Origin of the sequence: Brevibacillus brevis, from assembly GCF_031583145.1 — a bacterium.
Taxonomy (GTDB): Bacteria; Bacillota; Bacilli; order Brevibacillales; family Brevibacillaceae; genus Brevibacillus; species Brevibacillus brevis_E.
On the sequence record NZ_CP134050.1, the window covers coordinates 237,834 to 251,695 of the forward strand.

Annotated in this window: 10 protein-coding genes and 1 other annotated feature; all 10 genes read left to right on the forward strand. The window is 52.3% G+C overall.

Annotation, left to right across the window (positions count from 1 at the left end; genetic code table 11):
• Positions 1–80: 80 nt before the first annotated feature.
• The 10 genes from rplA (at position 81) to fusA (ending at position 13,780) form a co-directional block, all read left to right on the forward strand.
• Positions 81–764 (forward strand): 50S ribosomal protein L1, encoded by a 684-nt coding sequence (gene rplA, locus RGB73_RS01360; protein ID WP_310768090.1) that lies wholly within the window; start codon positions 81–83, stop codon positions 762–764.
• Between the two features lie 42 nt (positions 765–806).
• Positions 807–966: a sequence feature (ribosomal protein L10 leader region), on the forward strand.
• 24 nt (positions 967–990) lie between these two features.
• Entirely contained in the window at positions 991–1,506 is a 516-nt protein-coding gene (gene rplJ / locus RGB73_RS01365; RefSeq protein ID WP_310768092.1) for a 50S ribosomal protein L10, read from the forward strand.
• 57 nt (positions 1,507–1,563) lie between these two features.
• Entirely contained in the window at positions 1,564–1,926 is a 363-nt protein-coding gene (gene rplL, locus RGB73_RS01370) for a 50S ribosomal protein L7/L12 (RefSeq protein WP_310768094.1), read from the forward strand.
• A 119-nt stretch (positions 1,927–2,045) separates the two neighbouring features.
• On the forward strand, positions 2,046–2,642 hold the full coding sequence (locus RGB73_RS01375; RefSeq protein WP_310768096.1) for a class I SAM-dependent methyltransferase: 597 nt from the start codon (positions 2,046–2,048) through the stop codon (positions 2,640–2,642).
• Positions 2,643–2,951: 309 nt separating this feature from the next.
• Positions 2,952–6,491, forward strand: a complete 3,540-nt coding sequence (gene rpoB, locus RGB73_RS01380) for a DNA-directed RNA polymerase subunit beta (protein WP_310768098.1) — start codon at positions 2,952–2,954, stop codon at positions 6,489–6,491.
• 29 nt (positions 6,492–6,520) lie between these two features.
• Positions 6,521–10,147, forward strand: coding sequence for a DNA-directed RNA polymerase subunit beta' (gene rpoC / locus RGB73_RS01385; protein ID WP_310768100.1), 3,627 nt, complete (start codon positions 6,521–6,523; stop codon positions 10,145–10,147).
• A 139-nt stretch (positions 10,148–10,286) separates the two neighbouring features.
• Positions 10,287–10,541: a 50S ribosomal protein L7ae-like protein gene (locus RGB73_RS01390; RefSeq protein ID WP_310768103.1), complete on the forward strand. Its 255-nt coding sequence runs from the start codon at positions 10,287–10,289 to the stop codon at positions 10,539–10,541.
• 120 nt (positions 10,542–10,661) lie between these two features.
• Positions 10,662–11,105, forward strand: coding sequence for a 30S ribosomal protein S12 (rpsL, locus tag RGB73_RS01395; RefSeq protein WP_005828873.1), 444 nt, complete (start codon positions 10,662–10,664; stop codon positions 11,103–11,105).
• 54 nt (positions 11,106–11,159) lie between these two features.
• Positions 11,160–11,630, forward strand: coding sequence for a 30S ribosomal protein S7 (gene rpsG / locus RGB73_RS01400; RefSeq protein ID WP_310768106.1), 471 nt, complete (start codon positions 11,160–11,162; stop codon positions 11,628–11,630).
• Between the two features lie 71 nt (positions 11,631–11,701).
• Positions 11,702–13,780 (forward strand): elongation factor G, encoded by a 2,079-nt coding sequence (fusA, locus tag RGB73_RS01405; protein WP_310768108.1) that lies wholly within the window; start codon positions 11,702–11,704, stop codon positions 13,778–13,780.
• Positions 13,781–13,862 lie beyond the last annotated feature (82 nt).

Consider the following 13,862-nt stretch of genomic DNA (forward strand, 5'->3'; position numbering starts at 1 on the left):
GTGCAAGGGGGCACAGACGTTGTGCCCCCTGTCTGTGGGAGGATTAACCGCTACGACCACATTGAAGGGAGATTTAACTAATGGCCAAAAAAGGTAAGAAATATCAAGAGGCTGCAAAACTCGTAGACAAAAACAAAGTTTACGAAGTGGCAGAAGCGATCGAGCTCGTAAAAAAAGCAGCGACCGCTAAGTTTGACGAAACCGTTGAAGCAGCATTCCGCCTGGGTGTAGACCCTAAGCGTGCTGACCAACAAATCCGTGGCGCAGTTGTACTGCCTCATGGTACTGGTAAAGTTCAACGTGTTCTGGTATTCGCAAAAGGCGAAAAAGCGAAAGAGGCGGAAGCAGCTGGCGCAGATTTCGTAGGCGATGCAGACATGATCGCAAAAATCCAGGGCGGCTGGTTCGACTTTGACGTCGTAGTAGCTACTCCTGACATGATGGGTGAAGTAGGTAAACTGGGTCGTGTACTCGGTCCAAAAGGCCTCATGCCAAACCCGAAAACCGGTACCGTTACATTCGATGTAACCAAAGCGGTTAACGAAATCAAAGCTGGTAAAATCGAGTATCGCGTAGACAAAGCAGGTAACATCCACGCTCCGATCGGGAAAGCTTCCTTCGATGTAGAGAAGCTGGCTGACAACCTGGCTGCGTTGACTGAAGCGCTGAACCGTGCGAAACCAGCTGCAGCAAAAGGCGTTTACATGAAAAATGTAACACTGAGCTCCACTATGGGACCTGGTGTGCGCGTTGCTGTAAAATAATGACACTTGACTTCCTTTCGGGAAGTTGATACGATAGTGCCTGTTGATGAAAAGAATATGCCGTAGACAGAAGGTGCGAGGCTTTCGGGCTGAGCTTAATATCCCTCCGAGGCGTGTAATGTACGAAAGAGGAAACGATTTTTCCTTTGACGATAGAGCATTATGCCCTCGTGAGTCTGCGAGGGCATTTTTCATTTTCTAGGATAGTGCACGGGAGGTGTAAACAATGGCAGAAATTCGTCCAACCGTTATTCGTGAAGAAAAGGTACAAGCGATCAACGAAATCGCTGGCAAACTGCGTGAAAGCCAAACCACAGTGGTGGCTGACTACCGCGGTCTGACTGTAGCCCAAGTAACCGAACTGCGCAGACAATTGCGTGAAGCTGGTGTTGAGTTCCAGGTGTTGAAAAACTCCCTGACTCGTCTGGCTACCGCGAAAGAAAGCCTGACTGAACTGGATCAATATCTGACTGGCCCGAACGCTCTGGCGTTCTCCAAAGAAGATGTAATTGCTCCAGCGAAAATCATCGCTGAATTCGCGAAGAAAAACGATAAGCTGGAAATCAAAGGTGGCGTTATCGAAGGGAAAGTAGTTAGCGCTGAAGACATCAAAGCGCTGGCATCTCTTCCATCCCGCGAAGGTCTCCTTTCCATGCTTCTCTCCGTGCTGCAAGCTCCAATGCGCAACGTTGCACTGGCAGTCAAAGCAGTGGCAGAACAAAAAGAAGGTCAAGGCGCGTAATCGCCTGATCGTCGGATTGTAAAACTAAAACTTTTCCTTGAATGGGAGGATTTCAAAATGTCTAAAGAGCAAATCTTGGAAGCCATTAAAGGCATGTCCGTTCTCGAACTGAACGACCTGGTAAAAGCAATCGAAGAAGAATTCGGCGTAACTGCTGCTGCTCCAGTAGCTGTTGTTGCTGGTGGCGCTGCTGAAGCTGCTGCTGAGCAAACTGAATTCACTGTAAACCTGGTAAGCGGCGGCGCTTCCAAAATCAACGTTATCAAAGTTGTTCGCGAGCTGACTGGCTTGGGTCTGAAAGAAGCAAAAGACCTGGTAGACAACGCTCCAAAAACACTCAAAGAGGGCGTTTCCAAAGAAGAAGCAGAAGCTCTCAAAGCGAAACTCGAAGAAGCTGGCGCACAAGTAGAAGTAAAGTAAGTTAGCTTCCTGAAGGAGATCCCCTTGCCTGCGGCAGGGGGATTTTCTGTACATCTTTGCTGAACGCAGGGGCGCGTTGTCCAAGGCTTTTGTACCGATGAGGAAAGGTGGATCACATCGTGTCAGATCACTACTACACCAATCGACCAGGCGCTGCGCATGACGAACAACAGTTTTCCTTTGTGCTCCGTGGATTCGAGCTGCTGTTTTATACGGATGCAGGGGTATTTTCACGAGACCGAATCGACTTCGGGAGTGTGCTGCTGATTGAAAACATGCAGATTGCTCCTCATGCGCGAGTGCTCGATGTGGGTTGTGGCTACGGTCCCATCGGCCTTACAGCCGCCAAGCTCGCTGCCCAGGGTCGGGTGACGATGATTGACGTGAATGAACGCGCGGTCGATCTGGCTCGCCGCAACGCGGAGCAAAACGGCGTGCAAAACGTCGACATTCGGGTCAGCGATGTTTACAGCGCAGTGAAGGGCGAGACGTTTGACGTCATCTTGACCAATCCGCCGATCCGGGCGGGCAAAGAAATCGTCCACCGCATTTTTACGGAAGGGTACGAGCTGCTCGCGGATGGCGGAGAGATGTGGGTGGTCATCCAAAAGAAGCAGGGTGCTCCGTCTGCGATGAAGAAGCTGCAGGAAACGTACCGGGAAGTCGAGGAAGTGGATCGATCAAAAGGGTACTTCATTTTCCGGGCGGTGAAGTAGTCAAGAAAATGTTTTGAGAAAACTTTTCTTGACGCGCATATTTCAATGTGATAGCATTATAAAATGTCAATATGGGATAAATGTCTATTTTTCTGCAATTCCCTGTCTGTCAAGCATTTTCTCTGTTTTTTCCTGAAGGAGGAATGTTGGAGTAAAAACATGGGAATTCTTTTAAAATAGAGTTTCTCTGGGTTAAAAATGGTCATACTGCTTTAACCCATTTTTCTTTTTGAGGCATTCGTCTGCACTTTTGAAGTGACCGAATGCCAAGTTTCTATGTGTGAAAACACAACCTGAGGGGTGAATAAGTTGGCAGGTAAAGTGATTCAAAGTGGCCGACACCGCCAGCGTCGTACGTATTCACGTATTAACGAAGTGCTGGGCCTTCCAAATCTCATCGAGATTCAGCAGAAGTCCTACCAATGGTTCCTGGATGAAGGTCTGCGTGAAATGTTCCAAGACATTTCGCCGATCCAGGACTTTACGGGCAATCTCGTGCTGGAATTTATCGATTACAGCTTGGGAGAGCCGAAGTACGATGTTGACGAGTCGAAAGAACGTGACGTCACCTATGCGGCGCCTCTGCGTGTGAAGGTACGTTTGTTGAACAAAGAGACGGGAGAAGTGAAGGAACAAGAAGTCTTCATGGGGGATTTCCCGCTCATGACCGAAACGGGAACCTTCATTATTAACGGGGCTGAGCGTGTCATTGTCAGCCAGCTTGTTCGTTCCCCCAGTGTATATTACAACACCAAAGTGGACAAAAACGGCAAGCAGACGTTTACGGCTACCGTGATCCCGAACCGCGGGGCATGGCTGGAGCTTGAGACCGATGCGAAAGACGTAATCTATGTCCGCATCGACCGTACGCGAAAAATCCCGGTAACGGTCCTTTTGCGTGCGCTGGGCTTTGGTTCCGACATCGAGATCCTCAACTTGCTGGGTGAAGACGAGTACATCAAGAACACGCTGGAAAAAGACAATACCGACTCTACGGAAAAAGCGCTGATTGAAATCTATGAGCGCCTTCGTCCGGGCGAGCCGCCGACAGTCGAAAACGCGAAGAGCCTGTTGATCTCTCGCTTCTTCGACCCGAAGCGCTACGACCTCGCTTCCGTAGGACGTTACAAGATGAACAAGAAGCTTCATCTGAAAAACCGCCTGTACAACCAGCGCTTGGCAGAGACATTGGTAGATACCAGCACCGGAGAGATCATCGCCGAAGCCGGCCAAATGATCGACCGCAGACTGCTGGACCGCATCCTGCCAGCTTTGGAAGAGAACGTGAACTTCATCGACGTTCGCACGCATGGCGGCGTTTTGGAAGATGAGTCCATTCATCTGCAATCCATCAACATTTTCTCTCCGATCGAGGATGGCAAGATCATCAAAGTCATCGGAAACGGAAATGTGGATAAATCGTTTAAACACATCACGCCTGCTGATATCGTAGCGGCGATCAACTATTTCATGAACCTCCTGCACGGAGTAGGTTCGACAGATGACATCGACCACTTGGGCAACCGTCGTCTGCGTTCTGTGGGCGAGCTCTTGCAGAACCAGTTCCGCATCGGTCTGTCCCGCATGGAACGCGTCGTTCGCGAGCGCATGTCCATCCAGGATCAGAACCAAATCACGCCGCAAGCGCTGATCAACATCCGTCCGGTGATTGCATCCCTGAAGGAGTTCTTCGGCAGCTCGCAGCTGTCCCAGTTCATGGATCAGACCAACCCGCTGGCAGAGCTGACGCACAAACGCCGTCTCTCCGCACTCGGACCTGGCGGTTTGACTCGTGAGCGCGCGGGCTTTGAAGTGCGTGACGTTCACCACTCTCACTACGGTCGCATGTGTCCGATTGAGACGCCGGAGGGTCCAAACATCGGTTTGATCAACTCCCTGTCGTCCTTCGCTCGCATCAACGACTACGGCTTCATCGAGACGCCTCGCCGCAAGGTAGATCCGGAAACCGGCTTCGTTCTTTCCGAGATCGTGTACCTGACTGCGGATGAAGAGGACGTGTACAACGTGGCGCAGGCGAACCAGCCGCTCGACGAAGAAGGACGCTTCGTCAACGACATGGTTATTTGCCGACGCAAAGGCGAGATCCTGAGCGTGCCGCGCGACAAGGTCGACTTCATGGACGTATCGCCGAAGCAGGTCGTGTCCGTAGCGACCGCCCTGATTCCGTTCCTGGAAAACGACGATGCCAACCGCGCCTTGATGGGTTCCAACATGCAGCGGCAGGCCGTTCCGCTTTTGATTCCGCAGGCTCCGTTCGTCGGTACCGGCATGGAGCACAAAGCGGCGCAAGACTCCGGGGTCGCGATCGTAGCCAAGCATCCTGGTCAAGTAGAGCGCGTTACCGCTCGCGAGATCTGGGTACGCCGCTACAAGGAAATCGACGGCAAGAAGGTGGCCGGCGACCTTGACAAGTACAAACTGCACAAGTTTATCCGTTCCAACCAGGGTACGTGCATCAACCAGCGCCCGATCGTAAGCCGCGGCGACTGGATTGAAAAAGGCGATATCATCGGGGACGGTCCATCCACCGAAAAAGGCGAATTGGCTCTCGGCCGCAACGTCATCGTCGCGTTTATGACGTGGGAAGGGTACAACTACGAAGACGCGATCTTGCTGAGTGAAAAGCTTGTCAAAGACGACGTTTATACGTCTATTCATATCGAAGAATACGAATCCGAAGCGCGCGACACCAAGCTCGGTCCGGAAGAAATCACCCGCGACATCCCGAACGTAGGGGAAGACGCGCTGAAAAATCTGGACGAACGCGGAATCATCCGCGTGGGTGCGGAAATTCAGGACGGCGACATTCTGGTAGGTAAGGTTACACCTAAAGGGGTTACCGAGCTGACTGCAGAAGAGCGACTCCTGCACGCGATTTTCGGCGAGAAAGCGCGTGAAGTTCGCGATACCTCCCTGCGCGTGCCGCACGGCGGATCCGGTATTATCGTAGACGTGAAAGTGTTTACCCGCGAGAACGGCGATGAGCTGCCTCCTGGCGTAAACCAACTGGTTCGTGTCTACATCGCCCAAAAACGGAAAATCTCCGTGGGTGACAAGATGGCCGGACGCCACGGTAACAAAGGGGTTATTGCCCGGATCATGCCAGAGGAAGACATGCCGTTCCTGCCAGACGGTTCTCCGGTTGAGATCGTACTCAACCCGCTCGGGGTACCTTCGCGGATGAACATCGGTCAGGTACTGGAGACTCACCTTGGTATGGCTGCCAAGCTCTTGGGCATCCACGTGGCGACGCCGGTATTCGACGGTGCCCGTCAGGCGGAAGTATTCGAGACGTTGGAAGAGGCTGGCCTCGACCGCGACGGTAAGACCATTTTGTACGATGGTCGTACGGGTGAACCATTTGACCGCCGCGTAACGGTCGGCTGCGTATACATGCTGAAACTGGCCCACTTGGTGGATGACAAAATCCACGCCCGTTCTACGGGACCATACTCTCTCGTTACCCAGCAGCCGTTGGGTGGTAAAGCCCAGTTCGGCGGACAGCGTTTCGGGGAGATGGAGGTTTGGGCACTGGAAGCGTACGGTGCTGCTTACACCTTGCAGGAAATCCTTACCGTCAAGTCCGACGACGTCGTGGGCCGCGTGAAAACGTACGAAGCGATCGTCAAAGGGGAGAACGTGCCGGAGCCAGGCGTTCCTGAGTCGTTCAAAGTATTGATCAAGGAACTGCAAAGCTTGGGTATGGACGTGAAGATCCTGTCCGGAGACGAACAAGAGATTGAAATGCGTGAAATGGAAGATGAGGATGAGGGCAGCGGCGAAAAACTGAATCTCGTTCTCGAAGGCGGAAGCTTGAACGACGAGTAAGATTCCGGTACAAAGGGAGGTAACGCCCTGTGATAGACGTGAACAACTTCGAATACATGAAGATCGGCCTTGCTTCCCCCGATAAGATCCGTTCGTGGTCTTTCGGGGAAGTCAAAAAGCCGGAAACGATCAACTACCGTACACTGAAACCGGAAAAAGACGGCTTGTTCTGCGAGCGCATCTTTGGACCGACCAAAGACTGGGAGTGCCATTGCGGTAAGTACAAGCGCGTTCGTTACAAAGGAGTCGTGTGCGATCGTTGCGGCGTGGAAGTGACCCGCGCCAAAGTGCGTCGTGAGCGCATGGGGCACATTGAACTGGCAGCCCCGGTTTCTCACATTTGGTATTTCAAAGGGATCCCGAGCCGCATGGGCTTGGTTCTCGACATGTCCCCGCGTTCCCTGGAAGAAGTGATCTACTTCGCTTCTTATGTCGTAACCGATCCAGGCGATACGCCTCTCGATAAAAAGCAGCTGCTCTCCGAAAAAGAGTACCGCAACTATCGGGAAAAATACGGCCACTCTTTCCAAGCGATGATGGGGGCGGAAGCGATCAAGCGCCTGCTCGCCGAAATCGATCTGGACAAAGACGTGGAATCGTTGAAAGAAGATCTGAAGACGGCACAAGGACAGCGTCGCAACCGTGCGATCAAACGTCTGGAAGTGCTCGAGGCATTCCGCAACTCTGGCAACCACCCGGATTGGATGGTGCTGGACGTACTGCCGGTAATTCCTCCGGAGCTTCGTCCGATGGTACAGCTGGATGGCGGACGTTTCGCCACCTCTGACCTGAACGATCTGTATCGCCGCGTAATCAACCGGAACAACCGTCTGAAGCGCCTGCTCGAGCTGGGTGCTCCTGACATCATCGTACAAAACGAAAAGCGGATGCTGCAGGAAGCAGTGGACGCGCTTATCGACAACGGTCGCCGCGGCCGTCCTGTCACCGGACCGGGTAACCGTCCGCTGAAATCCCTCAGCCACATGCTGAAAGGGAAACAAGGACGCTTCCGTCAAAACCTGCTCGGTAAACGCGTGGACTACTCCGGTCGTTCCGTTATCGTTGTAGGACCAAACCTGAAGATGTACCAGTGCGGTTTGCCAAAAGAAATGGCGCTGGAGCTGTTCAAGCCGTTCGTGATGAAAGAGCTGGTGGCAAAAGGCCTCGCTCACAACATCAAGAGCGCGAAACGCAAGGTAGAACGCGTTCAGCCGGAAGTCTGGGACGTTCTCGAAGACGTGATTCGCGAGCACCCAGTTCTGTTGAACCGCGCCCCCACCTTGCACCGTCTGGGTATCCAGGCGTTCGAACCAGTGCTGGTGGAAGGTCGCGCGATTCGTCTTCACCCGCTCGTATGTACCGCATACAACGCGGACTTTGACGGCGACCAAATGGCCGTGCACGTTCCGTTATCCGCCGAGGCGCAAGCAGAAGCGCGCATCCTCATGCTGGCAGCGCAAAACATCTTGAACCCGAAAGACGGCAAACCGGTAGTAACGCCATCCCAGGACATGGTGCTTGGTTCTTACTACCTCACGCTGGAGCGTGAAGGCGACCGTGGCGAGGGTACTGTATACCGTGACCCGCACGATGCGATCGCTGCGTATCAGCAAGGCTTCATCAGCCTGCATACGCGCATTGCCCTTCCGGCGAAGATGCTGAACAAAACGAGCTTTACGGAACGCCAGCAGAACGCGCTTCTCGTCACTACTGTCGGGAAAGTGATCTTCAACGAGATCTTCCCGCCTGAGCTGCCGTACATCAACGTGCCGACGAAAGCGAATCTGCAAGACAAGGTTCCGGATGAGTACTTCATCTTTGAAAAAGGCACCAATGTGAAAGAGTTCATCAAAGCTCTTCCAGATCCGGGCGCTGTGAAAAAAGGCTTCCTGGGTACGATCATCTCCGAGTGCTTCCGTCGCTTCGGTACGATGAAATCGTCCATGATCCTCGACAAGATCAAGGAACTGGGCTTCACGTACTCCACGAAAGCCGGTATCACCATCGCCGTTGCGGACATTGCCGTGCCAGGCAAGAAGAAAGATATTCTCGATGAAGCCGACCAAAAGGTTGCGACTGTCATGACGCAGTTCCGCCGCGGTCTGATCACCGAAGACGAGCGCTATGACCGCGTGATTTCCATCTGGTCCAAAGCCAAGGACGAGGTCACCGACGTCCTCATGAAATCCATGGATAAGTTCAATGCGATCTTCATGATGGCCAACTCCGGTGCGCGCGGTAACGTATCGCAGATCACTCAGCTGGCTGGTATGCGCGGTCTGATGGCCAACCCGTCCGGTCGAATCATCGAGCTGCCAATTAAATCCAACTTCCGTGAAGGTCTGACCGTACTCGAGTACTTCATCTCGACGCACGGTGCGCGGAAAGGTCTCGCCGATACGGCGCTGCGTACAGCGGACTCGGGTTATCTGACCCGCCGTCTGGTAGACGTGGCCCAAGACGTGATCGTCCGCGAAAAAGATTGCGGAACGGACAAAGGGATTCGCGTCACAGCGATCAAGGATGGCAAGGAAGAAATCGAGAAGCTGTCTGACCGTCTGGTGGGACGTACATGCTTCGAGACCCTGCGCCACCCTGAAACCAAGGAAATTATCGTTCGCCGCAACGAGGAAATTACCGAAGAAGTGGCCGAGTATATCGAAAAAGTCGGGATTACCGAAGTCTATATCCGCAACGTACTGGCTTGCCGCACCAGCCATGGTGTCTGCAAACTGTGCTACGGACGCAACCTGGCGACAGGCGCCGAAGTGGAAGTCGGGGAAGCGGTTGGTATTATCGCTGCCCAGTCCATTGGGGAGCCGGGTACCCAGCTGACCATGCGTACGTTCCATACCGGTGGGGTTGCGGGAGATGACATCACCCAAGGTTTGCCGCGTATTCAGGAGTTGTTCGAAGCGCGCAATCCAAAAGGTCAGGCCGTCATCTCCGAGATCGACGGGGAAGTCGTCGACATCCGCGAAGGCAAAGACCGTCGCGAAATCGAAGTTCGCGGGGAAGCGGAAAGCAAAGTGTACGCCGCTCCATACGGCGCTCGCATCAAGGTATCTGTCGGTACCAAGCTGAGTGCAGGGGATGAGCTCACCGAGGGTTCCGTCGACCCGAAAGAAATGCTGAAGGTTCGCGGCATGCGTGGCGTTTCCAACTACATCCTGCAAGAGGTGCAAAAAGTGTACCGGATGCAGGGGGTAGAAATTAACGACAAGCACGTCGAGGTGATGATTCGCCAGATGCTCCGCAAGCTGCGCGTCATCGACAGCGGCGATACGGATCTCTTGCCAGGCTCCTATGTAGAAGTACCGGAGTTTGAGCAAGCGAACGCAAAAGTACTGATCGAAGGCAAGAATCCAGCCGTAGGTCGTCCGGTTCTGCTGGGGATTACGAAAGCGTCCCTGGAGACCGACTCCTTCCTGTCGGCAGCGTCCTTCCAAGAGACCACTCGCGTTCTTACCGACGCAGCGATCAAAGGAAAAGTGGACCGCTTGCTCGGTTTGAAAGAGAACGTCATTATCGGGAAACTGGTTCCAGCAGGTACCGGTATGTCCCGTTATCGCAACATCAAAGTGGCGAGCCAAGCCGATTACGAAGCCGAGCTCGAAGCGCAAAACGCGCAGCAAGAAGCAGTTTCTGTCGAGTAGGATTGGCAAAGCGCCCATGCGATTACGTGGGCGCTTTGTTTCCTAAAAAAATAGCAGTTATAGTCGTTGACAATCGAAAGCCCACCTGATATTATATTCAAGTGTGCCTGACATCTGTACTTTGGAGGATATGAGAATCATGTCTTATGAAAAAGTAGAGCGGGCCAAGGAGTTAACGATCGGTATCAAGCAGACGATCAAAGCCGTAGAAACCAACCAGGTCGAAGCGGTCTACATCGCGGTTGATGCTGACAAGCGTCTGACCCAAAAAGTCGAGCTCCTTTGCAAAGAGAAGGGTGTGCCAGTCATCCATGTAGATTCCATGCGCAGATTAGGCAAAGCGTGCGGGATCGAAGTGGGAGCGGCGACTGCCGCGATCAAGAAAAGTGGTTAACGATGTTTTTGTCCGTGTTTACACGATCTGTAAGTTTGGACAAGAACTTTCTATTTGACCAAAAATGACTCACCTGGATCTGTGGTCTTGAGATTGGGTATTAAGAAGGGAGGTAACATCATGCCTACAATTAACCAATTGGTACGTAAAGGTCGCGAGGATAAGGTTGTGAAGTCGAAGTCCCCAGCTCTTCAAAAAGGGTACAACAGCTTCAAGAAAAGCCAAACCAACCAAAGCTCTCCTCAAAAACGTGGTGTTTGCACCCGTGTAGGTACCATGACTCCGAAAAAACCAAACTCCGCGTTGCGTAAATACGCTCGTGTGCGTTTGACTAACGGTATCGAGGTAACAGCTTACATCGGTGGTATTGGCCACAACCTGCAAGAGCATAGCGTCGTGCTGGTGCGCGGCGGCCGTGTAAAAGACTTGCCAGGGGTACGCTACCATATCGTCCGTGGTGCTCTTGACACTGCTGGTGTGAACAACCGTAAACAAGGTCGTTCCAAGTACGGTACAAAACGTCCGAAGCCAGGTCAAGCAGCTGCAGCAGCGAAAAAGAAATAAGAAAAGCGCCCGATCGGCGGCGTGAATTTATAACGAAAAGAAGGAGGGAATACGATGCCTCGTAAAGGTCCTGTAACCCGTCGTGACGTGTTGCCTGATCCTATTTACAACAGCAAGCTGGTTACTCGTTTGATTAACCGCCTGATGTTGGATGGTAAACGCGGTGTAGCGCAAAATATTCTCTACAACGCATTTAACCTCATCCAGGATCGCACAGGTCGCAATCCGATGGAAGTTTTCGAAGAAGCATTGAAAAACGTAATGCCAGTACTGGAAGTAAAAGCTCGCCGTGTAGGTGGTGCTAACTACCAAGTACCGATCGAAGTAAAACCGGAACGCCGTACCACTCTTGGCCTGCGTTGGTTGGTGAACTACTCCCGCACTCGCGGTGAGAAAACCATGGAACAACGCCTTGCGAACGAGATCATGGATGCAGCGAACAACACCGGTGCAGCTGTGAAAAAGCGTGAAGACACGCACAAGATGGCTGAAGCGAACAAAGCGTTTGCTCACTATCGCTGGTAGGAAATTGAATCGGGTGTCCGTCTTGGATACCCGTTTATTCAAAAACTCGAGTATGGAAGGAGCATACCTGAATGGCTCGCGAGTTCTCTTTGCCGAATACGCGTAATATCGGTATCATGGCTCACATCGATGCTGGTAAAACGACCACAACCGAGCGTATTCTGTTCTACACCGGTCGCGTTCACAAGATTGGTGAAGTGCACGAAGGTGCAGCAACCATGGACTGGATGGAACAAGAGCAAGAGCGCGGTATTACCATCACTTCGGCTGCTACTACCGCTCAATGGAATGGCCATCGAATCAACATCATCGACACGCCAGGCCACGTAGACTTCACAGTAGAAGTTGAGCGCTCCCTGCGCGTTCTGGACGGTGCTGTAACCGTTTTTGACGCAAAAGGTGGCGTTGAGCCGCAAACCGAAACCGTATGGCGCCAGGCTGACCGCTACGGCGTACCGCGCATGTGCTACATCAACAAAATGGATATCCTGGGCGCTAACTTCGATATGTGCTTGGAGCAGATCAAAACTCGCTTGGGCGCAAACCCGGTAGCGGTTCAATATCCAATCGGTGCAGAAGACCAGTTCAAAGGTATGGTTGACCTGATCGAAATGAAGGCAATCGTTTATACCGACGACCTGGGCAAAACTTCTGACGCTACTGAAATCCCGGCTGACCTGAAAGACAAGTGCGAAGAGCTGCGTCTGGCACTGGTTGAAGCAGCTGCGGAACAAGACGAAGAGCTCATGATGAAGTACCTGGAAGGCGAAGAGCTGACCAACGACGAAATCCGTGCAGCTCTGCGCAAAGGTACCATTGAGTGCAAACTGACTCCTGTAATGTGCGGATCTTCTTACCGTAACAAAGGTGTTCAGCCTATGCTGGACAACGTTGTTCGCTATCTGCCATCTCCGGTAGACATTCCTGCAATCAAAGGTACTTTGCCTGACAGTGAAGAAGAAGTTGAACGTCCTGCAGACGACAACGGTCCGTTCTCTGCTCTTGCATTCAAGATCATGACTGACCCGTATGTAGGCCGTCTGACCTTTATCCGCGTATACTCCGGCGTTCTGAACTCCGGTTCTTACGTGCTCAACTCTACAAAAGGCAAGCGTGAGCGTGTCGGTCGTATCCTGCAAATGCATGCAAACCACCGCGAAGAGATTCAAACAGTTTACTCCGGTGACATTGCGGCAGCTGTAGGTTTGAAAGACACCACAACCGGTGACACTCTGTGTGATGAAAAGTCTCCAGTAATCCTGGAGTCTATGGAATTCCCAGAGCCAGTTATCGATGTTGCGATCGAACCAAAATCCAAAGCAGACCAAGACAAGATGGGTATCGGCCTGTCCAAACTGGCTGAAGAGGATCCAACGTTCCGTGCTCGCACTGATGAAGAAACCGGTCAAACTATCATCTCCGGTATGGGTGAGCTTCACCTGGAGATCATCGTTGACCGTCTGAAACGCGAATTTAAAGTCGAGTCGAACGTAGGTGCACCACAAGTTGCTTACCGTGAAACATTCCGTAACGCAGCGAAAGTGGAAGGTAAATTCGTTCGTCAGTCCGGTGGTCGTGGTCAATACGGTCACGTTTGGGTGGAGTTCGCTCCTCTCGAACCAGGTCAAGGCTTCCAATTCGAGAACAAAATCGTCGGTGGTGTAGTACCACGCGAATACATCCCAGCTGTTCAAGCGGGTATCGAAGAGGCTATGAAAAATGGTGTTATCGCCGGCTTCCCGCTGGTAGATATCAAAGCTACTATCGTTGACGGTAGCTACCATGATGTCGACTCCTCCGAGATGGCATTTAAAGTAGCAGGTTCCCTCGCACTGAAGGAAGCTGCGAAAAAATGTGGCGCGGTATTGCTCGAGCCAATCATGAAAGTAGAAGTTACAATGCCGGAAGAGTACATGGGCGACGTAATGGGCGACCTGAACTCCCGCCGCGGTCGTATCGAAGGTATGGAAGCTCGCGGTAACGCGCAAGTCATCCGTGCGATGGTACCACTGTCCGAGATGTTCGGTTACTCCACAGTTCTTCGTTCCCGTACCCAAGGCCGTGGCGTTTACTCCATGGTGATCGACCACTACGAAGAAGTACCGAAATTCATCGCTGAAGAGATCATCAAGAAGTCCAAAGGCGAATAATTATCGGTTCCGCTTTATCTTGAAACAGGAAAGGTTTACAATATGAGAGGGACAATCCCTGATAGGGTAAACCTTTCTTCAA